The sequence below is a fragment of the Bacillus sp. IBL03825 genome, assembly GCF_024712505.1.
GTDB classification, from domain to species: domain Bacteria; phylum Bacillota; class Bacilli; order Bacillales; family Bacillaceae_G; genus Bacillus_A; species Bacillus_A wiedmannii.
Genome location: NZ_JAMXKE010000001.1, coordinates 5,194,733 through 5,216,665, shown reverse-complemented (window position 1 = coordinate 5,216,665; position 21,933 = coordinate 5,194,733). Strand labels below are relative to the sequence as shown.

The window sequence follows — 21,933 nt, the reverse complement described above, 5'->3', positions numbered from 1 at the left end:
GAATGAATACAACTTTAGAGAGAGGTGCAATCATTGCACCTCTTCTCAACGTAAGAACACCGAGCGAGCGCTCGGTCCTAAAAAAAGAGATGGGGGAAATAAATATGAGTAAAACAGTTATTTTAAGTGCTGCAAGAACACCGGTTGGGAAATTTGGAGGATCTTTAAAAGACGTGAAGGCAACAGAACTTGGGGGAATTGCAATTAAAGCAGCGCTTGAGAGAGCAAATGTTTCTGCTAGTGATGTTGAGGAAGTTATATTTGGAACAGTTATTCAAGGTGGACAGGGACAAATTCCATCACGCCAAGCTGCGAGGGCTGCTGGAATCCCTTGGGAAGTACAGACGGAAACAGTGAATAAAGTTTGTGCATCAGGGCTTCGTGCGGTTACGTTAGCGGATCAAATTATTCGTACTGGCGATCAATCACTAATTGTAGCTGGCGGTATGGAGTCTATGAGTAACAGTCCTTACATTTTACGAGGTGCAAGATGGGGATACAGAATGGGTAACAACGAAATCATCGATTTAAACGTTGCTGACGGCTTGACATGCGCATTTTCAGGTATACACATGGGTGTTTATGGCGGAGAAGTTGCGAAGGAAGATGGAATCTCTCGCGAAGCGCAAGATGAATGGGCATATCGTAGCCATCAGCGTGCGGTTTCAGCGCATAAAGAAGGACGTTTTGAAGAGGAAATCGTGCCAGTAACGATTCCGCAAAGAAAAGGCGATCCTATCGTCGTTGCAAAAGATGAGGCACCGCGCGCGGATACAACGGTTGAAAAATTAGCGAAATTAAAACCTGTATTTGATAAGACGTCGGCAGTGACAGCGGGTAATGCTCCTGGACTAAATGATGGCGGTGCTGCGCTTGTATTAATGAGCGAAGACAGAGCGAAGCAAGAAGGAAGAAAGCCATTAGCGACAATTTTGGCACATACAGCAATTGCAGTGGAGTCTAAAGATTTCCCAAGAACGCCAGGTTATGCAATTAACGAATTGTTGAAAAAAACAGGCAAGACAATTGAAGATATCGATTTATTCGAGATTAATGAGGCATTTGCAGCGGTAGCAATTGCAAGTACAGAAATCGCGGGAATTGACCCAGACAAATTGAATGTAAATGGCGGCGCTGTAGCAATGGGGCATCCAATCGGAGCAAGTGGAGCGCGTATTATCGTTACACTTATCCACGCACTGAAGCAGCGCGGCGGCGGAATTGGAATTGCTTCTATTTGTAGCGGTGGCGGTCAAGGTGACGCAATTATGATTGAAGTTCGTTAATTTACGTGTAGGTGATTTTTGATTTATTAACAATTTATATTAAGGGGGAAGAAAGAATGGGTGTACAAAAAATAGTTGTAATTGGTGCAGGACAAATGGGTTCGGGAATCGCACAAGTATGTGCAATAGCAGGATATGATGTGAAGGTACAAGATTTAAAACAAGAGCAATTAGACAGAGTATTGGCTATTATTACAAAAAACTTAGCGCGCCAAGTAGAAAAAGGACGCATGAAGGAAGAAGAGAAGGAAGCGACGTTAAATCGCCTTACAGTAACGCTTGATTTAGATTGTGTGAAGGAAGCGGATCTTGTTATTGAAGCGGCTGTTGAGAAAATGGATATAAAAAAGAAAATCTTTGCGAATCTAGATGAAATTGCTCCAGATCACGCAATTTTAGCGACGAATACGTCATCTCTACCAATTACAGAAATTGCAGCGGTAACGAAACGCCCAGAAAAAGTAATCGGCATGCATTTTATGAATCCAGTTCCAGTTATGAAACTTGTTGAAATTATTCGTGGTTTAGCTACAGATGATGAGGTGTACGAAACAATTGAAGATATTACGAAAAAAATCGGGAAAGTGCCAGTTGAAGTAAATGATTTCCCAGGATTTGTATCGAACCGTATTTTATTACCGATGATTAACGAAGCGATCTATACGTTATATGAAGGTGTAGCGACGAAAGAAGCGATTGATGAAGTAATGAAACTAGGTATGAATCATCCGATGGGACCACTTACATTAGCTGATTTTATCGGTTTAGATACATGTTTATACATTATGGAAGTGTTGCATGAAGGATTAGGAGATAGTAAATATCGCCCATGTCCATTATTACGCAAGTATGTGAACGCAGGATGGTTAGGACGTAAAACAGGCCGTGGTTTCTACGTTTACGAATAAAGTCCTCCTTTTATTAAAATAGTGGTCTTACCAAATTATTAAAAAGATATATAGCAAACGGAGGCGGAGTACATGAATTTTCATTTTACCGAAGAGCAACAAATGATGAGGAAAATGGTTCGAGATTTTGCGCAGAAGGAAATTGCTCCCTTTGTTCCTAGTATGGAACAAGGGGTGTTCCCTAAAGAGATTTTGCAGAAGATGGGTGAGCTTGGACTAATGGGTATTCCAGCGCCTGCAAAATATGGCGGGGCAGAAATGGATTTTATTTCTTACATTTTAGCAATTGAGGAAATTTCAAAGGTAAGTGCAACGGTTGGTGTAATTTTGGCTGTACATACGTCAGTTGGAATGAACCCGATTTTATATTTTGGAACAGAAGAACAGAAGCAGAAATATGTTTCTAAACTTGCGACTGGTGAATATTTAGGTGCATTTGCATTAACAGAACCAAATGCAGGATCAGATGCAGGGAGTTTGAAATCAAGAGCTGTAAAGAAAGGCGATCACTACATTATTAATGGATCGAAAGTATTTATTACAAATGGCGGTGAAGCAAGTACATACATTGTATTCGCTTCTACAAATCCAGAGGCAGGAAAAAGTGGGATTTCTGCATTTATAGTAGAGAAAGATACACCGGGCTTAATTATCGGCAAAGATGAGCATAAAATGGGACTTCTTGGTTCTCGCACGGTACAACTTACGTTTGAAGATATGAAAGTGCCAGCCGAGAATTTACTTGGTGAAGAAGGACAAGGATTTAAGGTGGCAATGGCGAATTTAGATGTTGGACGAATTGGAATCGGAGCGCAGGCATTAGGAATCGCGGAAGCGGCGCTTGCATGTGCGATTGATTATGCGAAAGAGCGTGAGCAATTCGGCAAGCCAATTGCGGCGCAGCAAGGAATCGGATTCAAACTTGCAGATATGGCGACTAGCGTAGAAGCAGCACGACTACTTGTATACAGAGCAGCATCGCTAAGGGCGCAAGGATTACCATGCGGTAAAGAAGCTTCTATTGCGAAATTATTCGCTTCTAAGACGGCTGTTGAAGTTGCGATTGAAGCGGTGCAAGTATTTGGCGGTTACGGTTATACGAAAGACTATCCGGTAGAACGATTTTTCCGTGATGCGAAAATCACGCAAATATATGAAGGAACGAGTGAGATACAGAAACTTGTTATTAGTCGAGCTTTATAAAAGGACAAGGGGGAGACGGGAATGCATTTTAAACTATCAGAAGAACATGAAATGATAAGAAAAATGGTTCGGGATTTTGCTAAGAACGAAGTAGCACCGACGGCAGCTGAGCGTGATGAAGAAGAGAGATTTGATCGTGCACTATTTGATCAAATGGCAGAGCTTGGTTTAACCGGCATTCCGTGGCCTGAAGAATACGGCGGAATTGGAAGCGATTACTTAGCGTATGTAATTGCTATCGAAGAATTATCTCGTGTTTGTGCTTCAACAGGTGTAACGCTGTCTGCACACACTTCACTTGCTGGTTGGCCAATTTTTAAATTTGGAACGGAAGAACAAAAGCAAAAGTTTTTACGACCGATGGCAGAAGGAACGAAAATTGGCGCATACGGTTTAACGGAACCAAGTTCTGGTTCAGATGCGGGCGGAATGAGGACAACTGCGAAACGAGATGGAGACCATTACATTTTAAATGGATCGAAAATCTTTATTACAAATGGCGGTATTGCTGATATTTATGTTGTTTTTGCGTTAACTGATCCCGAATCGAAGCAGCGTGGTACGAGCGCGTTTATTGTGGAAAGTGATACACCAGGATTTTCAGTTGGGAAGAAGGAAAGCAAGTTAGGGATTCGCTCTTCACCAACAACTGAAATTATGTTCGAAGATTGCCGTATTCCTGTAGAGAACCTACTCGGGGAAGAGGGCCAAGGATTTAAAGTTGCGATGCAAACATTAGATGGCGGCCGTAATGGTATTGCCGCGCAAGCAGTCGGTATTGCGCAAGGGGCTTTAGATGCTTCTGTAGAATATGCAAGAGAGCGTCATCAGTTTGGGAAACCTATTGCGGCGCAGCAAGGAATTGGCTTTAAACTTGCAGATATGGCAACGGATGTGGAGGCGGCGCGTCTTCTAACATACCAAGCGGCTTGGCTTGAATCGGAAGGGCTTCCGTATGGGAAAGAGTCAGCGATGTCAAAAGTATTTGCAGGCGATACAGCGATGAAGGTGACGACTGAAGCGGTACAAGTATTTGGTGGTTACGGTTATACGAAAGATTATCCCGTAGAGCGTTATATGCGCGATGCAAAGATCACACAAATATATGAGGGAACACAAGAGATTCAAAGGCTTGTAATTTCTCGTATGTTAACGAAGTAGGAATGAAAGCGTAGGTATTTTCCTACGCTTTTTCCTTCCAAAAAATAATAGAGAGAGGTGAAGGGGATGGTTAAACATAATGTACATGCGTCCGTGAAAGATGAAAAATTAGTTGCGTTAAGACGTGAACAAATGATTAAAGGTGCGGTGCAATTGTTTAAGCAAAAAGGGTTCCCACGTACAACAACGAGAGAGATTGCGAAGGCGGCTGGGTTTAGTATTGGAACACTTTATGAGTACATTCGTACAAAAGATGATGTTTTATATTTAGTTTGTGATAGTATTTATGAACATGTAAAAGAAAGATTAGAGGAAGTAGTGTGTACAGAGAAGGGAAGTATAGAAAGCTTAAAGATAGCGATAACGAATTATTTTAAAGTGATGGATGAATTGCAAGAAGAAGTATTAATTATGTATCAAGAGGTACGTTTTTTACCGAAAGAATCACTCCCATATGTATTAGAAAAAGAGTTTCAAATGGTCGGGATGTTTGAGAATATTTTAGAGCAGTGTACAGAAAATGGGACATTTACATTAAATAAAAAAGAGATACAGCTTCTTGCACATAACATTTTCATACAAGGACAAATGTGGGGATTTAGACGTTGGGCCCTGCAAAAACTGTATACGCTTGAAGAATATACAGAAATGCAAATTAGGTATGTACTGCAAGGAGCGCATATGTTTCCGAAATAAGGAATAGACAAATTATAATTTTATTACCATATTAAAGTTTCCCGTTTTTTTTGTAGCATATTTGTGCGACTTTTGTTTATAATGAATAGTATGGATTTTTTTAAGCAGACCGTTATATATAAGGTTATATTTGAAGAAAGGAAGTGCCGCATAAGTGAATTTTAAGCAATATTCACCAGAAGAGCTAAAAGAATGTTCAATGATTGAAGTTGTACATAGCGTTTTAGGGGATAAAAGACAAGCAACGACATTCAACGAGTTGGTTCGAGAAATCGCTCAAGTGCTGGGACTATCTCAAGAGCAAGTTAATGCGAAACTCGCACAATTTTATACAGATTTAAACATCGATGGACGTTTCATTAATTTAGGAGAAAATCGTTGGGGGCTACGTAGCTGGTACCCATATGAGCAAATTGATGAAGAAATCTTACCTCAGCCAAAACCGAAGAAGAAACGTAAAGTTGAAGAGGACGGTTTTGACGACTACATCGAAGAAGATGAAGACTTCGAAGATGCAGACGCAAATGAAGAAGAGGTAGAAGATTTGGACAAGGTTCTTGAAGAAGAAGACGGAGATGACGATGATCTTGATGATTTAGATGAAGATGATGACGATGACTTCGCCGAAGAAGAACTTGAGTACGATGAAGCTGAAGCTGAAGAAGAAGAAGAGGAAGAACTGTAGTTCTTGACTTTTCATTATCGTCCATGTAGAATCATTTTTGGGCTCTTTAAAAAAGGACGATAATACTTTTAAAGTGTAAATATAAAAGAAAATTGCTCCCTACTTATTACTTTATGTGATGAGGGGAGCAATTTTCTTTTTTGTTTTTTGTTTAGAAAATAAAAAGAGTCTAACAATAAGATGGATACAGTGTTATCTACATACGTTGCGCTTTGCAACGGTGATTATATAACAGCAAAATAGGAGGGAGCTTTTTCATGACTAAGTATATTTTTGTAACAGGCGGTGTAGTATCGTCTTTAGGAAAAGGTATTACAGCAGCATCTCTTGGAAGACTTTTAAAAAATCGTGGTTTAAACGTAACGATTCAAAAGTTTGATCCATACATTAACGTAGACCCAGGGACTATGAGCCCATACCAACACGGTGAGGTATTCGTAACAGATGATGGTGCAGAAACTGATTTAGACCTTGGTCACTATGAGCGTTTCATCGACATCAACTTAAACAAATACAGCAACGTAACAACAGGTAAAATTTACTCTTCAGTTCTTCAAAAAGAGCGTCGTGGTGAATACCTAGGAGGAACAGTTCAAGTTATTCCTCACATTACTAACGAAATTAAAGAGCGTGTATACCGTTCTGGTCGCGAAACAAACGCGGACGTTGTTATTACAGAAATTGGTGGAACTGTTGGTGACATCGAGTCTCTACCATTCTTAGAAGCAATCCGTCAAATTAAGAGCGACATCGGTCGTGACAATGTAATGTACATTCACTGTACGTTAATCCCGTACTTAAAAGCAGCGGGTGAAATGAAAACAAAACCAACGCAACATAGCGTTAAAGAGCTTCGCAGCTTAGGTATTCAACCAAATATTATCGTTGTTCGTACAGAATTGCCTGTTTCTCAAGATATGAAAGACAAGCTTGCATTATTCTGTGACATTGATACAAAAGCAGTTATCGAAGCGCGCGATGCAGATACTTTATATGCGGTTCCATTATCTCTTCAAGAGCAAAATATGGACCAAATCGTTTGCGATCACTTGAAATTAGACAATCCAGCTGCAGATATGACAGAGTGGACTGCGCTAGTTAATAAAGTACGTAACCTTTCTAAGAAAACAAAAATTGCTCTTGTTGGTAAATACGTAGAGCTTCAAGATGCATACATTTCTGTTGTAGAAGCACTTCGTCATGCGGGTTATTCATTCGACACAGATGTAGAAGTGAAATGGGTAAACGCTGAGCACGTAACACCAGAGAACGTACAAGAATTAGTTGGTGACACAGATGGTATCCTTGTACCTGGTGGATTCGGTGATCGTGGTGTAGAAGGTAAAATCGTTGCAATTCAATATGCTCGTGAAAACAAAGTTCCATTCTTAGGAATTTGCCTAGGTATGCAACTTGCATCAATCGAATTTGCACGTAACGTATTAGGATTAGAAGGAGCTAACTCTTCTGAAATTAATCCTGACACACCTTATGCAATCATTGACTTATTACCAGAACAAAAAGATGTAGAAGACTTAGGTGGCACACTTCGTCTTGGTCTATATCCATGTAAGCTTGCTGAAGAAACAAATGCTTACAATGCTTACAACGAGCCGGTTGTATATGAGCGTCATCGTCATCGTTATGAGTTCAACAATCAATTCCGTCCGGATATGGAAAAAGCAGGATTTGTATTCTCTGGTACAAGCCCAGACGGTCGTCTAGTTGAAATCATTGAATTAAAAGACCACCCTTGGTTCGTGGCAGCACAGTTCCATCCAGAACTTGTATCTCGTCCAAACCGTCCACAACCATTGTTCCATGACTTCGTAAGTGCTTCTATTACGAATAAAGAGAGCAAGTAATAAAAAAAGCGCCTGAAATAGGGCGCTTTTTTTAATATTCATTTAACATTTCATCGATTGTAAATTTGATCCCGTGATATGCAAATAAAGCTACCATTAAACTTGGGAATCCGTAGCGATTGCCTTCATCGTCTGGAATAAGACCTTTTAACAGCTTTGTATCAATATGTACATCTGTATATTGTTCTAGTGATTCAGTACCTTCTTGAATAGCAGAGATGCCGACAATAGAGTGTCCATCAGCTTGAAGTTTTTTTGCCATTGCTACAACTTCTTCATCTGTTGAAAAACGGCTAATAAGAAGTACACGATCTGCAGAAGTTACTTCTACTTCTTTACCATTTTCAAATAATCGTTTTGCTTGCTTCATTGGTTCAGCACCGAATAATGCTTCAGCGACAACGCCCTCCATTTCATTTGTACCATGTAAATAAATGAAACCGTCGCCAACTAATGCTTGAGCAAGTAGACGGGCACTATCTTCTATATTCATTTCTTCTTTTTGAGAAACCCTGGAGAAATAACCACTTAATTGAGTTGAAAAAATTTTTAACATAATGTTACTCCCTTTCGTACGTGTTTATCGGCTTTCATTATAGTTTATTTTTTTAGAAAGGTGAAATCGAAGGGTAGCATAACAAAATAGGAAACGGTAAAATAAGAAAGAATAGGAAGGGATTTGCCAAAGAATAGCGAAAATTAATCGTTAAGATATAAGAAGCTTTAAATCTTGTATTTACACAGAAAGGTTGGGAGTTATGGAAGGTAAAATTTTAATTGTTGATGATCAATATGGCATTCGTGTGTTATTACATGAAGTGTTCCAAAAAGAAGGTTATCAGACATTCCAAGCAGCGAATGGATTTCAAGCTTTAGATATCGTGAAAAAAGATAATCCAGATTTAGTAGTGTTAGATATGAAAATTCCAGGTATGGATGGTATAGAGATTTTAAAACATGTAAAGGAAATTGATGAGAGTATTAAAGTAATTTTAATGACTGCTTATGGAGAGCTTGATATGATCCAAGAAGCGAAAGATTTAGGAGCTTTAATGCACTTTGCTAAACCGTTTGATATTGATGAGATTCGTCAAGCGGTGAGAGAACAGCTTGCTGTAGAGGCGTAAAAAATGAATTTTTTATAAAAAATATGGAAAAAAGCGTTTACATGGACTATTGAGCAGGTGAATACGGTTGAGTTTTTGAGTACAAGTTGTTATCCTATTGAGTGTAGAAAAAAGTCCGGTATGTAAATATACATATTTTACCTTATTCTGGTCATACTACCAGCGATAAGAACTTATCGGATACAAAAAACGTTTTTTAGGAGGATTCACCATGCCTTTAGTTTCTATGAAAGAAATGCTAAACACAGCACTAGAAGGAAAATACGCAGTTGGTCAATTCAACATGAACAACTTAGAGTGGACTCAAGCTATCTTAGCTGCTGCGGAAGAAGAAAAATCTCCTGTAATCCTAGGTGTATCTGAGGGTGCAGCTCGTCATATGACTGGTTTCAAAACAGTTGTAGCTATGGTTAAAGCTTTAATCGAAGAAATGAACATCACTGTTCCTGTAGCGATTCACCTTGACCATGGTTCAAGCTTCGAAAAATGTAAAGAAGCAATCGATGCAGGTTTCACATCTGTAATGATCGACGCTTCTCACCACCCATTCGAAGAAAACGTTGAAACTACTAAAAAAGTAGTAGAATACGCACACGCTCGTAACGTATCTGTTGAAGCTGAGCTTGGAACAGTTGGCGGACAAGAAGACGACATCATCGCTGAAGGCGTAATTTACGCTGATCCAGCAGAGTGTAAGCACCTTGTTGAAGCAACAGGTATCGATTGCCTAGCTCCAGCTTTAGGTTCTGTACACGGTCCTTACAAAGGTGAGCCTAACTTAGGATTCGCTGAAATGGAACAAGTTCGTGACTTCACTGGCGTACCTTTAGTATTACACGGTGGTACTGGTATCCCAACTGCTGATATTGTAAAAGCTATTTCTTTAGGTACTTCAAAAATTAACGTAAACACTGAGAACCAAATTGAGTTTACAAAAGCTGTTCGTGAAGCATTAAGCAAAGACCAAGAAGTTTACGATCCTCGTAAATATATTGGACCTGGCCGCGAAGCTATTAAAGCAACTGTTGCTGGTAAAATGCGTGAATTCGGTTCTAACGGTAAAGCGTAAGAATAAAATTCCGTTTTGGAAACCGTCTAGTCTTTTAGACGGTTTCCTTTCGTTGTATAATGAAAGCGTGAACAAGTCTAAAGATTTTTATCATTTTGCTTTTGAAATAGAAAATAATGTGCATAGTCCTATTAATAAATGTGATAATGTATCTAAATTGATAAAGTAAATTCGATAAATAGTTAATCTTTATCTATTCGTACTACTGGAGAAATGAGGATAATGGTTTCCTATTTATTGAGTTTTAGGGTGGAAAGAGTGATTGAGATTCTTAAGGGGAGCTTTCTATAAAGATATAGAAAGTAAATACATTCACAAGAAGGGAGCTCAATATGGAAAAATTGCTAATTGAAGGCGGAAGAGCTTTAAATGGAACAATTCGAGTGAGTGGTGCAAAGAACAGCGCCGTTGCACTAATTCCAGCGACAATTTTAGCAGATACTCCAGTAACTATTGGTGGTGTCCCTAATATTTCGGACGTGAAAATGTTAGGAGACTTGCTAGAGGAAATTGGAGGAAGAGTAACTTATGGACAGGAGGAAGAGATGGTAGTCGATCCTTCTAACATGGTTGCAATGCCTTTACCGAATGGAAAAGTGAAAAAATTGCGTGCTTCTTATTATTTAATGGGTGCGATGCTTGGCCGTTTTAAAAAAGCTGTTATTGGGCTTCCGGGTGGATGTCATTTAGGACCGAGGCCGATTGATCAGCATATTAAAGGGTTTGAAGCGTTAGGTGCACATGTTACGAATGAACAGGGTGCGATTTATTTAAGAGCAGATGAGCTACGCGGGGCACGTATTTATTTAGACGTTGTTAGTGTAGGAGCTACAATTAATATTATGCTAGCAGCTGTGCGAGCGAAAGGTAGAACTGTTATTGAAAACGCAGCGAAAGAACCAGAGATTATTGATGTAGCTACATTGTTAACGAGCATGGGTGCACGCATTAAAGGTGCTGGAACAGATGTAATCCGAATTGATGGTGTGGATTCACTGCACGGTTGTCACCATACGATCATTCCGGATCGTATTGAAGCGGGTACGTATATGATTTTAGGAGCTGCATCAGGAGGAGAAGTAACGGTTGATAATGTGATTCCTCAGCATTTAGAGTCAGTTACAGCGAAGTTAAGAGAAGCTGGTGTCCAAATTGAAACGAACGATGACCAAATTACAGTGAACGGTAATAGAAGGTTAAAAGTAGTTGATATAAAAACGCTTGTATATCCAGGATTCCCAACAGATTTACAACAACCATTTACGACGCTTTTAACAAAGGCACACGGAACGGGTGTTGTAACGGATACGATTTACGGCGCACGCTTTAAACACATTGATGAATTACGTCGTATGAATGCACAAATTAAAGTGGAAGGTCGTTCGGCAATTGTAACTGGTCCAGTTTTATTGCAAGGTGCAAAAGTGAAAGCGAGTGATTTACGAGCTGGAGCGGCTCTTGTTATTGCAGGGTTAATGGCGGATGGAATTACAGAAGTAACTGGACTTGAGCATATTGATCGAGGTTATGAAAATATAGTAGACAAGCTTAAAGGGCTTGGCGCAAACATTTGGCGAGAACAAATGACAAGTCAAGAAATTGAAGAGATGAAGAACGCATAAGTGATACTTCCGCAAGGGGGAAGCGAAGCATCACTACTTGCGGAAGTATACTTTGTAGAGAAACACGGTTCACAAAATACGGCAGAAATATAAAGACTTAAAGGAGAGGGATTATCGTGGAAAGAAGTTTATCTATGGAGTTAGTACGTGTAACAGAGGCTGCAGCATTATCATCAGCGCGTTGGATGGGGCGCGGGAAAAAGGATGAGGCAGATGGTGCAGCAACATCAGCTATGCGTGATGTATTTGATACAATCCCGATGAAAGGTACAGTTGTAATTGGTGAAGGTGAGATGGACGAAGCGCCAATGCTGTATATCGGAGAGAAATTAGGTACAGGATATGGACCACGTGTAGACGTTGCGGTTGATCCTTTAGAAGGGACAAACATCGTAGCAGCTGGTGGATGGAATGCTCTTGCTGTTATTGCAATTGCAGATCATGGTAATTTGTTACATGCTCCTGACATGTACATGGATAAAATCGCGGTTGGCCCAGAAGCGGTTGGGGCGGTCGATATTGATGCACCTATTATCGATAACTTACGTGCGGTTGCGAAAGCGAAAAATAAAGATATTGAAGATGTTGTAGCGACAGTTTTAAACCGTCCACGTCATCAAGCGATTATCGAAGAAATTCGTAAAGCTGGTGCTCGTATTAAATTAATTAACGATGGAGATGTGGCTGGAGCAATTAACACTGCATTTGATCGCACAGGTGTAGATATTTTATTCGGCTCTGGTGGAGCACCTGAGGGTGTATTAGCAGCAGTTGCATTAAAATGTTTAGGTGGAGAAATCCACGGAAAGCTTCTGCCTCAAAATGAAGCTGAATTAGCTCGTTGTAAAAAAATGGGTATTGAAGATATAAATCGTATTCTTCGCATGGAAGACTTAGTAAAAGGTGACGATGCAATCTTTGCGGCAACAGGCGTAACAGACGGAGAACTATTACGCGGCGTTCAATTTAAAGGTAGCGTAGGAACAACACAATCCCTTGTTATGCGTGCAAAATCAGGCACAGTACGCTTCGTAGACGGACGTCATAGCTTGAATAAAAAACCAAACTTGGTTATTAAATAAAAAGCGTAAGCAGCTCGTTCAGAATGGGAGGGGGATGGAGCTTCTGACGTAGAGGCGCTTTTTGCCTCGTAGGAAGAAGTGAAGCCACCGACCATTCTAGCTGCTGAAGCTGGATTGAATAAAAAGTGGAAGCAGCTCGTTCAGAATCGCAGGGCATTGGAGCTCCTGACCATTCTAGCTACTGGAACTAGGTTAAATAAAAGCGAAGACAAATTTTCTTGTCTTCGCTTCTTGTATTTGTGTTTCAACGTATTGATTAAAACTAGATAAAAGGGTTACAATAGTGAATATTACCCTACTTGAACTTATTGCCTTTCATTATTAATTATTTGCCTTCCGTATTTTTTCCCTTTACCCATGTGAAAAGAGAATAATGTTAAAGTGTGGTGTCTGAATGAATTTGTCAATTGCAGCATTAGAAAACATGAAATTAAAAGAGTTATACGAGCTTGCGAAAGAATTTAAGATTTCGTATTATAGCAAATTAACGAAAAAAGAGTTAATCTTCGCTATCCTAAAAGCTCGAGCAGAAAAAGAAGGTTTCTTCTTCATGGAAGGCGTATTAGAAATTATTCAATCAGAAGGATTTGGATTCCTACGTCCTATCAACTATTCTCCAAGCTCAGAAGATATTTATATCTCAGCTTCGCAAATTCGTCGTTTCGATTTACGTAATGGAGACAAGGTTTCTGGTAAAGTACGACCTCCGAAAGAAAATGAACGCTATTTTGGATTATTACAAGTTGAAGCTGTAAACGGAGATGATCCAGAGTCAGCAAAAGAGCGTGTGCATTTCCCTGCATTAACACCATTATACCCAGATCGCCAAATGAAATTGGAAACGGAACCGAAAAAGTTACCGACACGCATCATGGATTTAATCGCACCAGTTGGATTTGGACAACGTGGTTTAATTGTCGCGCCTCCAAAGGCTGGTAAAACAAGTCTATTAAAAGAAATCGCACACAGTGTTACAACAAATCACCCGGAAGCTGAATTAATTGTACTTTTAATTGATGAGCGTCCAGAGGAAGTAACAGACATTGAACGTTCTGTTAAAGGAGATGTTGTAAGCTCTACTTTTGATGAAGTGCCAGAAAATCATATTAAAGTAGCGGAACTTGTGTTAGAACGTGCAATGCGTCTTGTAGAGCACAAAAAAGATGTTATCATTTTAATGGATAGTATTACCCGTTTAGCGCGAGCTTACAACCTTGTTATTCCGCCAAGTGGTAGAACATTATCGGGTGGTATCGACCCAGCTGCCTTCCATAGACCGAAGCGTTTCTTTGGAGCTGCACGTAATATTGAAGAAGGCGGTAGCTTAACGATTTTAGCAACAGCGCTTGTTGATACAGGATCTCGTATGGACGATGTAATTTACGAAGAATTTAAAGGAACTGGAAATATGGAACTTCACTTAGATCGTTCATTAGCTGAGCGCCGTATCTTCCCGGCAATTGATATTCGCCGTTCTGGTACACGTAAAGAAGATCTATTAATTCCGAAAGAACATTTAGACAAGCTATGGGGTATTCGTAAAACAATGCGTGATACACCAGACTTTGTCGAAGGTTTCTTACGTAAACTTCGTCAAACAAAGACAAATGAAGAATTTTTACAAAACATTGTTGCAGACTCAAAAAGATATGTAACAACTAAGTAAAGGGAAAAGATTGGGACTCGCTTATTTTGTGGTAAGCGAGTTTTTTATGTTTTTTTAAGGGAATATTAGGGAGAGTAATATATGGGAAAAATTTTGTTTTTTGAGATGAAAATCATATTTGGGTCGAGAGTTTGAAGTGTCCCGGATTCTGAACGAGCCGCTTGCGCTTTTAATTATATCCAGCTCCAGCGGCTAGAATCTCCGGCCATTTCGCTCTCTCGGTCGAAGCAAAAAGCGCTTCTTGGTCGAGAGCTCCAATGTCCTGCGATTCTGAATGAGCCGCTTGCGCTTTTAAATTTTAAAAAGACAAAAACAGGTAGTTGCAAAATGGAGTTAGCCTTGTTATAATTTCATCATATGTGTTTCATCAATATAGTTGTGTAAGCAGCTGAAGATGAAAAACTCTGTTTCGAAAATGATTCAGGGCGGAAGGAGATGAAAAGAATGAAAGCAGGAATCCATCCAAATTACAATAAAGTTGTATTTATGGACACGAACACAGGCTTCAAATTCTTAAGCGGGTCTACTAAAGGCTCTAGCGAAACTGTTGAGTGGGAAGATGGTAACACTTATCCATTACTAAAAATTGAGATCAGTTCTGATTCTCACCCATTCTACACTGGACGTCAGAAGTTTGCTACTGCAGACGGACGTGTTGACCGCTTCAATAAGAAATACGGTATCAAGTAATAAAGAACATAAAACAGGCAAGTGTATGTATTCGCTTGTCTGTTTTTTTTGCAAAAATATTAAACCTTTACCCTACTTTGGATTAGGAAAGTAGATGAAAGGAGAGCTCAATGTACTTAATGAATCAAAATGGTTGGATTGAAGTGATTTGCGGGAGTATGTTTTCTGGAAAATCAGAAGAGCTCATCCGCCGTATACGCCGTACGCAATTTGCGAAACAACATGCGATTGTATTTAAACCATGTATTGATAATCGTTATAGTGAAGAAGATGTTGTATCACATAATGGATTAAAGGTTAAAGCAGTTCCTGTTTCAGCTTCAAAAGATATATTTAACCATGTAACAGAAGAAATGGATGTTATTGCAATCGATGAGGTACAATTTTTTGATGGGGACATTGTGGAAGTGGTGCAAGTATTGGCAAATCGTGGCTATCGTGTCATTGTAGCTGGATTAGACCAAGATTTCCGTGGTCTACCATTTGGACAAGTTCCTCAGCTGATGGCGATTGCTGAACATGTAACTAAGTTGCAGGCAGTTTGTTCTGCATGCGGATCTCCTGCAAGTCGTACGCAACGTTTAATCGATGGAGAACCAGCGGCATTTGATGATCCAATTATTTTAGTTGGGGCTTCGGAATCGTATGAACCACGTTGTCGTCATTGTCATGCAGTACCTACAAAACAAAGATAAATGAAACTCGCTATGTAGAGCGGGTTTTTTTCGAAAATAAATGAAGATTGGTGGCCGGCTCTTCAAACAGCTAAGAACTTTAGCAGTCAGAGCTGAGCAAGCCGCTTACGCTTTTAAATATTATCTAGCTCCAGCGGCTAGAATGGTCGGTGGTTTCGCTTCTTCCTGCGAGGCAAAGAGCACCTCTCTGTCAGAAGCTCCAACCTTCTCCCATTCTGAGCAAGCCGCTTGCGCTTTTAAATATTATCTAGCTTCAGCGGCTAGAATCTCCGGCCATTTCACTCTCTCGCTCGAAGCAAAGAGCGCTTCAAGGTCGAGAGTTCCAATGTCCTGCGATTCTGAGCGAGCCGCTTACGCTTTTAAATATAATTTGCGTTTTTTTGATTAAGTACCATATACTATTTGTATTAGATACTAGGATGTAGAGGTGAATGGTGTGTTAGATCGTTTGCAAGCTGTAGAAGATCGTTATGAGAAGTTAAATGAATTGTTAAGTGACCCAGAGGTTATTAGCGATACGAATAAGCTTCGTGAGTATTCAAAGGAACAATCTGATATGCAGGAAACGGTAGAGGTGTACCGTGAGTATAAAGATGTTCGTGAGCAATTAAGAGATGCAAAAGCAATGTTAGAAGATAAGTTAGACGCTGATATGCGTGACATGGTAAAAGAAGAGGTTTCTGAATTAGAAGGACAAGATAAAGAATTGTCAGAGCGTCTGAAAATTTTACTTGTTCCAAAAGACCCTAATGATGATAAAAACGTTATCGTAGAGGTTCGTGGTGCTGCTGGTGGTGACGAGGCGGCTTTATTTGCTGGTGATTTATATCGTATGTATAGCCGTTATGCTGAGGTACAAGGTTGGAAAACTGAAATTATCGAAGCGAGCTATACAGAGTTAGGTGGATATAAAGAGATTATCTTTATGATTAACGGTAAAGGTGCTTTCGCGAAGCTAAAATTCGAGAATGGTGCTCACCGTGTACAACGTGTTCCTGAAACGGAATCTGGTGGACGTATTCATACATCTACAGCAACTGTAGCTGTATTACCAGAGGCAGAAGAAGTAGAAATTAGTATTCATGAAAAAGATGTTCGTGTTGATACGTTTGCTTCTAGTGGTCCTGGTGGACAAAGTGTTAATACAACGATGTCAGCGGTACGTTTAACGCATTTACCGACTGGTGTAGTTGTATCGTGTCAGGATGAGAAATCACAAATCAAGAATAAAGAAAAAGCGATGAAAGTATTACGCGCACGTGTTTATGATAAGTTTAGACAAGAAGCGCAAGCTGAGTATGATCAAAACCGTAAACAAGCTGTTGGTACGGGTGATCGTTCAGAGCGTATTCGTACGTATAATTTCCCGCAAAACCGTGTTACAGACCATCGAATCGGTTTAACGATTCAAAAGCTAGATCAAATCTTACAAGGTAAGTTAGATGATTTCATCAATGCCTTAGTGATGGAAGATCAGGCTCAAAAGATGGAGGCAGCTGAGTAATGCGTGTCTATGAAGCCCTGAAATGGGCTTCTTCTTTTTTACAGGAAAATGGACGAGATGAAAATGCGGGAGAAATTGTCCTTTGTCATGTATTAAAGACGAACAGAACCGGAATGCTCATGAATATGCGTGAAGAAATAACTGTGGAACAAGAAACAAGTTTTACGGAGTTTATTCACAAGCATGTAGAAGGTATTCCTATTCAATATATGATTGGTTATGAAATGTTTTATGGACGGTCGTTCTTTGTGAATGAAGAAGTATTAATACCAAGACCGGAAACAGAAGAGCTTATAGTAGGAGTGTTAGAAAGAATCGAGCGTCATTTCGGTGATGAGAAACTGCATGTGGCGGATATCGGTACAGGTAGTGGAGCGATTTCTATTACGCTTGCTTTAGAAAATAAAAATCTTCATGTGTATACGGTAGATATTGCACAAGAGTCGATTGAAGTTGCAAAAGAAAATGCAAAAACTTTGGGCGCAGAAGTAACGTTCTATCATGGTGATTTATTGTCACCATTTTATAAAACAAGTCAAAAGTTAGATGTTGTTGTTTCAAACCCTCCATATATACCGGAAGAGGATTGGCGTGGCCTTTCTCCTGTGGTGAAAGAGCATGAGCCAAAGAGAGCACTTGTTGGTGGTGAAGACGGATTAGATTTCTATCGCCGTTTTATGGAAGAGTTGCCGAATGTGTTGCAGAAGAAAGCAATTGTGGCATTTGAAATTGGAGTAGGGCAAGGTGAGGATGTAAAAGGGTTGTTACAACAAGCTTTTCCACATGCTCATGTTGAGGTTGTTTTTGATATTAATGGAAAAGATCGTATGGTATTTGCAGAGATGGAGTAAGGTTCACACCTTACTCTATTTTTTTTGTGGAAAAATTCATATAGATTTTGAATTTAATAGTTTAGAAAGATGAAAGTCTGTCCACACTGTTTGTAGAAGGGACGGTGGAGGAAATGAAAAAACAAGTTATTGCTTATCTTCTTCTATTATTAATTGGTGCACAGTTACTTGTGCAGTTTGGATATATGAAAGCTGATGCAAAAGGGCCTTCAGTTATTCCGAAAGAGGCCGTTCGATTACGAATTTTAGCAAATAGTGATTCAGATAAAGATCAGGTGTTAAAGCGCAAAGTGCGTGATGAAGTAAAAGCACAAATTGATGGATGGGTAGCGGATTTAACTTCATTTGAAGAGGCGCGTAAAGTCATTCAAAGTCATATTCCAGAAATCGAAAAAACAGTGGCAAATACGTTGAAAAAAGAAGGAAGTAAAGATTCATTTCAAGTGAAATTTAGTAAGAATGTAAAGTTTCCTACAAAGGTATATGGGAATTTTATTTATCCAGCAGGGGAATATGAGGCGGTATTGATTACAATTGGGGAAGGGGAAGGGGCAAACTGGTGGTGTGTATTATTTCCACCGATGTGTTTCTTAGATTTTTCAAGTGGTACAGCTGTAAGGAAGGAAGAACATGTTGTGAAGGCTGAATCTCCTGAAGAGGGGGAAGTTAAGGAGCAAGATGAGGAAGTGGTGGATGTACCAGAGAAGAAAGAGGGTAAAGTGAAAGAAACGAAAGTTGTAAAGCAGGAAGCTGTAAAAAAAGTAACAGCTTCTGAAAAGAAAGTAGTAAAAAATGAAACAAAAGTAGAAGAACAACCTGTAAGTAAAGAGGAAACAAAAACTGTGGACAAAGTGGAGAAACCTGTGGAACAAAAGCAAGAAAAACAAAATGAGTATGTAAAAGTAGAGGAGGAAGAAGAAAAGCCAGAAGTTAAGTTATTTATTGTAGAGGCTTTTACATCTTTATTCTCTAAATAGTACTATTAGTAAATCCCTTCTCATATATAAAAAAGAGGAGGGATTTACTATGAAGAAAGTATATTTTGCGACGAAAGCAGATGTGGAAAGATTGCATTCTTTTTTCGGACAAGCTAATAAAAAAGATGATAAAATAAATGAGTTGTACGCGCAATTTATGATTTTGGAAGAGGCGGAAGAGATACGGGCTGTTATCGGATATGAACAAAGTGAAGAACATGCACTGATTCGTTCTTGTTTATTCACACCTAATGTGGATAAACAGACTTTCTTATATTTTTTTGAAATGTTTTTGCAGTATATGAAAGAAAAAAATATTCGACAATTGTACTTACTAACAAATCATCCACAATCTATAACAATCTTTCAGTTTTTTGACTTTGTTACTATAGAGAAAGAAAACGTACCAGAGGGAATTCGACAGTTAGAACACTTTTGTAAAAATATAAAAGAGCCAAATGCAATAATACTAAATTGTCAGCTATTCACAAAGTTATCCACGGATTAATTAGGTTTATCCACATTTTGTGGATAAACCTTGTTTGTCTTTTGGATAAATCTCATAGTAAACTAAAAATAGACAAGTATTTCAGGGTAGAAAAGGACGTGGGAAAAAATGCATACAAATATGTGGGTTGTGGATAATGTTGTGGAAAGAAAAAAATATTATCCACAGTTAGAAGAAGCAGCAAAATTATTAAGGGAAAACGAGGCGATTGCCTTCCCTACAGAAACGGTATATGGACTAGGCGCCAACGCGATGAATGATGAAGCAATCGCGAAAATTTTTGAAGCGAAAGGAAGACCGAGTGATAATCCACTGATTGTCCACATCGGTACAAAATCACAGTTGGACGGGATTGTGAAAGAAATCCCGCCAGTTGCAGAGAAGTTAATGGAGCACTTTTGGCCAGGTCCGTTAACAATTATTTTACCTAGAAAAGAAGGAATTTCAGAGAAGGTGACGGCAGGACTTAATACGGTTGGAGTAAGAATGCCTGATCATCCAGTAGCGCTTGCTCTTATTGAAGAGGCGAATGTACCTGTTGCAGCACCGAGTGCGAATCGTTCTGGTCGTCCAAGTCCGACGTTAGCGTCTCACGTATATGAAGATTTAAATGAGAAAATCGCAGGTATTGTAGATGGTGGTGCGACGGGAGTAGGTGTTGAATCGACTGTAATTGATTGTACGAGCGCTGTTCCAACGATATTACGCCCAGGTGGGATTACGAAAGAACAATTAGAAGAGGTGATTGGTACTGTTTCTTTAGATCCGGCTTTAAAGGACGAGAAAGAAAAACCGAAATCACCTGGAATGAAATATACACATTATGCACCAAAAGCGCCACTGAGTATTGTAGAAGGTTCACGTGAATTTATTCAACGCCTTGTGGATGAGAAGAAAGAAGAAGGGTTTAAAGTAGGTGTATTAACGACAGAAGAGTATCAGCATGTATATAGCGCGGATGTTGTATTGTCTTGTGGTGTTCGAAGTGATTTAGCTAGCGTTGCGACTAAATTATATGATGTACTTAGAACGTTTGATGCAAGTGAAGTGGATGTTATTTTTAGTGAATCATTCCCGAATGAAGGAATAGGGAATGCCATTATGAATCGCTTAACGAAAGCGGCAGGACATCAGGTTATTACGGAATCATAAGGTACGATTAGCAAACCGAATATTTCTCCTCGGATAAGCATATTTTGAAGTAGCACGTCCGAGGAGGGACATGAATGACGTTTGAACAGCTAATACCTTTAATAATTATGGCATTCGCCCTAGGGATGGATGCGTTCTCGGTGAGCCTTGGTATGGGAATGATGACCTTAAAGGGAAGACAGATCCTGTATATCGGTATGACGATAGGGATATTTCATATTATCATGCCATTTATAGGGATGGTATTAGGTCGCTTTTTATCAGAGCAGTATGGAGACATTGCACATTTTGCAGGTGCTATTTTATTAATTGGACTAGGATTCTATATTGTATATTCATCTGTTTTGGAGAATGAAGAGACTAGAACGGCCCCTATCGGAATTAGTTTATTCGTATTTGCATTTGGCGTTAGTATAGATAGTTTTTCAGTAGGTCTTAGTCTTGGAATTTACGGAGCGCAGACAATTATTACAATATTACTTTTTGGATTTGTTAGTATGTTATTAGCGTGGATTGGTTTATTAATTGGTAGACATGCGAAAGATATGCTCGGCACATATGGCGAGATAGTAGGTGGTATCATTCTCGTTGGATTTGGATTATATCTCCTTTTTCCTATATAATTTTAAATAGGAGGGAGTTATGAATAAATTATTGGAATGGTATATTCGATTTTTAACTTTTTTCCCTAAGTGGTTAAGACGGCTTGTTATTTGGGGTATTATTTTGCAAATTTCAATTTTAGGTTGGATGAAGTTAATTCGCGAATGGTAAGATAGTTCCTTTCTGTGCATAGTTTTATTTATACTATACTGATTGCGCTAAAAAATTATAGATATAGAAAGGATGAGATGAATGACGAGATTAAAGCAAGTTTTTGGTATTATTATTAGTTTTTTTGTTTTTTGGTTTAGTATGCTCGGTGTACAAATGTTTGCTGAGTTTTTAGATATTGAGTCATTGAAGTTTGTTGCGGGAAAAACGGAGGCGGCGCGTACTTTTTATTCTCCGTATCCGTTTTTAATTGTTTTCCTTATTACGTTACTTTCCTTATATTTTTTTGTAATAAAGCTTGGTAGATCTAAAAAAGAGAAATTCCCGGCATTAGAGGAGAAGAACGAAGAATTACGATAAAAAATCCCCCGCTTTCAGCGGGGGGTTATGTTTAGGTGATGGAAGTGAACGG

Annotated in this window: 23 protein-coding genes; 22 read left to right on the top strand and 1 reads right to left on the bottom strand. The window is 39.2% G+C overall.

Annotated features, from left to right (window positions below):
- The first annotated feature begins 2 nt into the window (after window positions 1–2).
- The 7 genes from NHG49_RS26970 to pyrG all read left to right on the top strand — a co-directional run bounded on the left by NHG49_RS26970 (window position 3) and on the right by pyrG (window position 7,804).
- Window positions 3–1,286 (top strand): acetyl-CoA C-acetyltransferase, encoded by a 1,284-nt coding sequence (locus NHG49_RS26970; RefSeq protein ID WP_222661292.1) that lies wholly within the window; start codon window positions 3–5, stop codon window positions 1,284–1,286.
- A 56-nt stretch (window positions 1,287–1,342) separates the two neighbouring features.
- Entirely contained in the window at window positions 1,343–2,194 is an 852-nt protein-coding gene (locus NHG49_RS26965; protein WP_258126758.1) for a 3-hydroxybutyryl-CoA dehydrogenase, read from the top strand.
- A gap of 72 nt (window positions 2,195–2,266) precedes the next feature.
- Window positions 2,267–3,397, top strand: a complete 1,131-nt coding sequence (locus tag NHG49_RS26960; RefSeq protein ID WP_001009066.1) for an acyl-CoA dehydrogenase — start codon at window positions 2,267–2,269, stop codon at window positions 3,395–3,397.
- A gap of 21 nt (window positions 3,398–3,418) precedes the next feature.
- Window positions 3,419–4,558: an acyl-CoA dehydrogenase AcdA gene (gene acdA, locus NHG49_RS26955; protein ID WP_000545531.1), complete on the top strand. Its 1,140-nt coding sequence runs from the start codon at window positions 3,419–3,421 to the stop codon at window positions 4,556–4,558.
- Between the two features lie 66 nt (window positions 4,559–4,624).
- The gene (locus NHG49_RS26950) at window positions 4,625–5,254 is read left to right on the top strand and encodes a TetR/AcrR family transcriptional regulator (RefSeq protein WP_000238598.1); all 630 of its coding nucleotides are present in this window, start codon (window positions 4,625–4,627) and stop codon (window positions 5,252–5,254) included.
- A 154-nt stretch (window positions 5,255–5,408) separates the two neighbouring features.
- The gene (gene rpoE / locus NHG49_RS26945) at window positions 5,409–5,939 is read left to right on the top strand and encodes a DNA-directed RNA polymerase subunit delta (protein ID WP_064476095.1); all 531 of its coding nucleotides are present in this window, start codon (window positions 5,409–5,411) and stop codon (window positions 5,937–5,939) included.
- A gap of 257 nt (window positions 5,940–6,196) precedes the next feature.
- Window positions 6,197–7,804, top strand: coding sequence for a CTP synthase (gene pyrG, locus NHG49_RS26940; protein ID WP_000170450.1), 1,608 nt, complete (start codon window positions 6,197–6,199; stop codon window positions 7,802–7,804).
- A gap of 31 nt (window positions 7,805–7,835) precedes the next feature.
- Here pyrG and NHG49_RS26935 read toward each other — a convergent pair whose 3' ends face one another.
- Window positions 7,836–8,360, bottom strand: coding sequence for a DUF2529 domain-containing protein (locus tag NHG49_RS26935; protein WP_064476097.1), 525 nt, complete (start codon window positions 8,358–8,360; stop codon window positions 7,836–7,838).
- Window positions 8,361–8,562: 202 nt separating this feature from the next.
- Between NHG49_RS26935 and spo0F the strand changes: the two genes are divergently transcribed.
- The 15 genes from spo0F (at window position 8,563) to NHG49_RS26860 (ending at window position 21,881) form a co-directional block, all read left to right on the top strand.
- Window positions 8,563–8,931, top strand: a complete 369-nt coding sequence (spo0F, locus tag NHG49_RS26930) for a sporulation initiation phosphotransferase Spo0F (RefSeq protein ID WP_000398593.1) — start codon at window positions 8,563–8,565, stop codon at window positions 8,929–8,931.
- 211 nt (window positions 8,932–9,142) lie between these two features.
- Window positions 9,143–10,000, top strand: a complete 858-nt coding sequence (locus NHG49_RS26925; protein ID WP_048542703.1) for a class II fructose-bisphosphate aldolase — start codon at window positions 9,143–9,145, stop codon at window positions 9,998–10,000.
- Window positions 10,001–10,332: 332 nt separating this feature from the next.
- On the top strand, window positions 10,333–11,622 hold the full coding sequence (gene murA / locus NHG49_RS26920; protein WP_064476098.1) for a UDP-N-acetylglucosamine 1-carboxyvinyltransferase: 1,290 nt from the start codon (window positions 10,333–10,335) through the stop codon (window positions 11,620–11,622).
- Between the two features lie 116 nt (window positions 11,623–11,738).
- Window positions 11,739–12,704 carry a class II fructose-bisphosphatase gene (gene glpX / locus NHG49_RS26915; protein WP_000442336.1) on the top strand — a complete coding sequence of 322 codons (966 nt, stop codon included), beginning with the start codon at window positions 11,739–11,741 and terminating at the stop codon, window positions 12,702–12,704.
- A gap of 394 nt (window positions 12,705–13,098) precedes the next feature.
- On the top strand, window positions 13,099–14,370 hold the full coding sequence (gene rho / locus NHG49_RS26910) for a transcription termination factor Rho (protein ID WP_001053898.1): 1,272 nt from the start codon (window positions 13,099–13,101) through the stop codon (window positions 14,368–14,370).
- A 444-nt stretch (window positions 14,371–14,814) separates the two neighbouring features.
- On the top strand, window positions 14,815–15,060 hold the full coding sequence (locus NHG49_RS26905; RefSeq protein WP_000643447.1) for a type B 50S ribosomal protein L31: 246 nt from the start codon (window positions 14,815–14,817) through the stop codon (window positions 15,058–15,060).
- 110 nt (window positions 15,061–15,170) lie between these two features.
- Entirely contained in the window at window positions 15,171–15,755 is a 585-nt protein-coding gene (locus NHG49_RS26900) for a thymidine kinase (RefSeq protein WP_000281086.1), read from the top strand.
- 436 nt (window positions 15,756–16,191) lie between these two features.
- The gene (prfA, locus tag NHG49_RS26895; protein WP_002096180.1) at window positions 16,192–17,259 is read left to right on the top strand and encodes a peptide chain release factor 1; all 1,068 of its coding nucleotides are present in this window, start codon (window positions 16,192–16,194) and stop codon (window positions 17,257–17,259) included.
- Window positions 17,259–18,110: a peptide chain release factor N(5)-glutamine methyltransferase gene (gene prmC, locus NHG49_RS26890; protein ID WP_064476100.1), complete on the top strand. Its 852-nt coding sequence runs from the start codon at window positions 17,259–17,261 to the stop codon at window positions 18,108–18,110. Before prfA ends, prmC begins: the two co-directional genes overlap by 1 nt.
- 113 nt (window positions 18,111–18,223) lie before the next feature.
- Window positions 18,224–19,087, top strand: a complete 864-nt coding sequence (spoIIR, locus tag NHG49_RS26885) for a stage II sporulation protein R (RefSeq protein WP_064476324.1) — start codon at window positions 18,224–18,226, stop codon at window positions 19,085–19,087.
- Between the two features lie 49 nt (window positions 19,088–19,136).
- A complete protein-coding gene (locus NHG49_RS26880) occupies window positions 19,137–19,595 on the top strand; it encodes a GNAT family N-acetyltransferase (RefSeq protein ID WP_000758431.1) in 459 nt (152 codons plus the stop codon).
- 108 nt (window positions 19,596–19,703) lie between these two features.
- Window positions 19,704–20,747, top strand: coding sequence for an L-threonylcarbamoyladenylate synthase (locus NHG49_RS26875; protein WP_064476101.1), 1,044 nt, complete (start codon window positions 19,704–19,706; stop codon window positions 20,745–20,747).
- Window positions 20,748–20,821: 74 nt separating this feature from the next.
- Entirely contained in the window at window positions 20,822–21,370 is a 549-nt protein-coding gene (locus NHG49_RS26870) for a manganese efflux pump MntP (protein ID WP_064476102.1), read from the top strand.
- A 19-nt stretch (window positions 21,371–21,389) separates the two neighbouring features.
- Entirely contained in the window at window positions 21,390–21,521 is a 132-nt protein-coding gene (locus NHG49_RS26865; RefSeq protein ID WP_255299896.1) for a hypothetical protein, read from the top strand.
- Between the two features lie 81 nt (window positions 21,522–21,602).
- Window positions 21,603–21,881: a DUF3935 domain-containing protein gene (locus tag NHG49_RS26860; RefSeq protein WP_064476103.1), complete on the top strand. Its 279-nt coding sequence runs from the start codon at window positions 21,603–21,605 to the stop codon at window positions 21,879–21,881.
- Window positions 21,882–21,933: the final 52 nt, after the last annotated feature.

Excerpts from the sequence above, each read along its gene's own strand:
- NHG49_RS26970 (WP_222661292.1), top strand. The coding sequence starts at position 3 with ATGAATACAACTTTAGAGAGAGGTGCAATCATTGCACCTCTTCTCAAC.
- NHG49_RS26965 (WP_258126758.1), top strand. The coding sequence starts at position 1,343 with ATGGGTGTACAAAAAATAGTTGTAATTGGTGCAGGACAAATGGGTTCG.
- NHG49_RS26960 (WP_001009066.1), top strand. The coding sequence starts at position 2,267 with ATGAATTTTCATTTTACCGAAGAGCAACAAATGATGAGGAAAATGGTT.
- acdA (WP_000545531.1), top strand. The coding sequence starts at position 3,419 with ATGCATTTTAAACTATCAGAAGAACATGAAATGATAAGAAAAATGGTT.
- NHG49_RS26950 (WP_000238598.1), top strand. The coding sequence starts at position 4,625 with ATGGTTAAACATAATGTACATGCGTCCGTGAAAGATGAAAAATTAGTT.
- pyrG (WP_000170450.1), top strand. The coding sequence starts at position 6,197 with ATGACTAAGTATATTTTTGTAACAGGCGGTGTAGTATCGTCTTTAGGA.
- NHG49_RS26935 (WP_064476097.1), bottom strand. The coding sequence starts at position 8,360 with ATGTTAAAAATTTTTTCAACTCAATTAAGTGGTTATTTCTCCAGGGTT.
- spo0F (WP_000398593.1), top strand. The coding sequence starts at position 8,563 with ATGGAAGGTAAAATTTTAATTGTTGATGATCAATATGGCATTCGTGTG.
- NHG49_RS26925 (WP_048542703.1), top strand. The coding sequence starts at position 9,143 with ATGCCTTTAGTTTCTATGAAAGAAATGCTAAACACAGCACTAGAAGGA.
- murA (WP_064476098.1), top strand. The coding sequence starts at position 10,333 with ATGGAAAAATTGCTAATTGAAGGCGGAAGAGCTTTAAATGGAACAATT.
- rho (WP_001053898.1), top strand. The coding sequence starts at position 13,099 with ATGAATTTGTCAATTGCAGCATTAGAAAACATGAAATTAAAAGAGTTA.
- NHG49_RS26905 (WP_000643447.1), top strand. The coding sequence starts at position 14,815 with ATGAAAGCAGGAATCCATCCAAATTACAATAAAGTTGTATTTATGGAC.
- NHG49_RS26900 (WP_000281086.1), top strand. The coding sequence starts at position 15,171 with ATGTACTTAATGAATCAAAATGGTTGGATTGAAGTGATTTGCGGGAGT.
- prmC (WP_064476100.1), top strand. The coding sequence starts at position 17,259 with ATGCGTGTCTATGAAGCCCTGAAATGGGCTTCTTCTTTTTTACAGGAA.
- spoIIR (WP_064476324.1), top strand. The coding sequence starts at position 18,224 with ATGAAAAAACAAGTTATTGCTTATCTTCTTCTATTATTAATTGGTGCA.
- NHG49_RS26880 (WP_000758431.1), top strand. The coding sequence starts at position 19,137 with ATGAAGAAAGTATATTTTGCGACGAAAGCAGATGTGGAAAGATTGCAT.
- NHG49_RS26875 (WP_064476101.1), top strand. The coding sequence starts at position 19,704 with ATGCATACAAATATGTGGGTTGTGGATAATGTTGTGGAAAGAAAAAAA.
- NHG49_RS26870 (WP_064476102.1), top strand. The coding sequence starts at position 20,822 with ATGACGTTTGAACAGCTAATACCTTTAATAATTATGGCATTCGCCCTA.
- NHG49_RS26865 (WP_255299896.1), top strand. The coding sequence starts at position 21,390 with ATGAATAAATTATTGGAATGGTATATTCGATTTTTAACTTTTTTCCCT.
- NHG49_RS26860 (WP_064476103.1), top strand. The coding sequence starts at position 21,603 with ATGACGAGATTAAAGCAAGTTTTTGGTATTATTATTAGTTTTTTTGTT.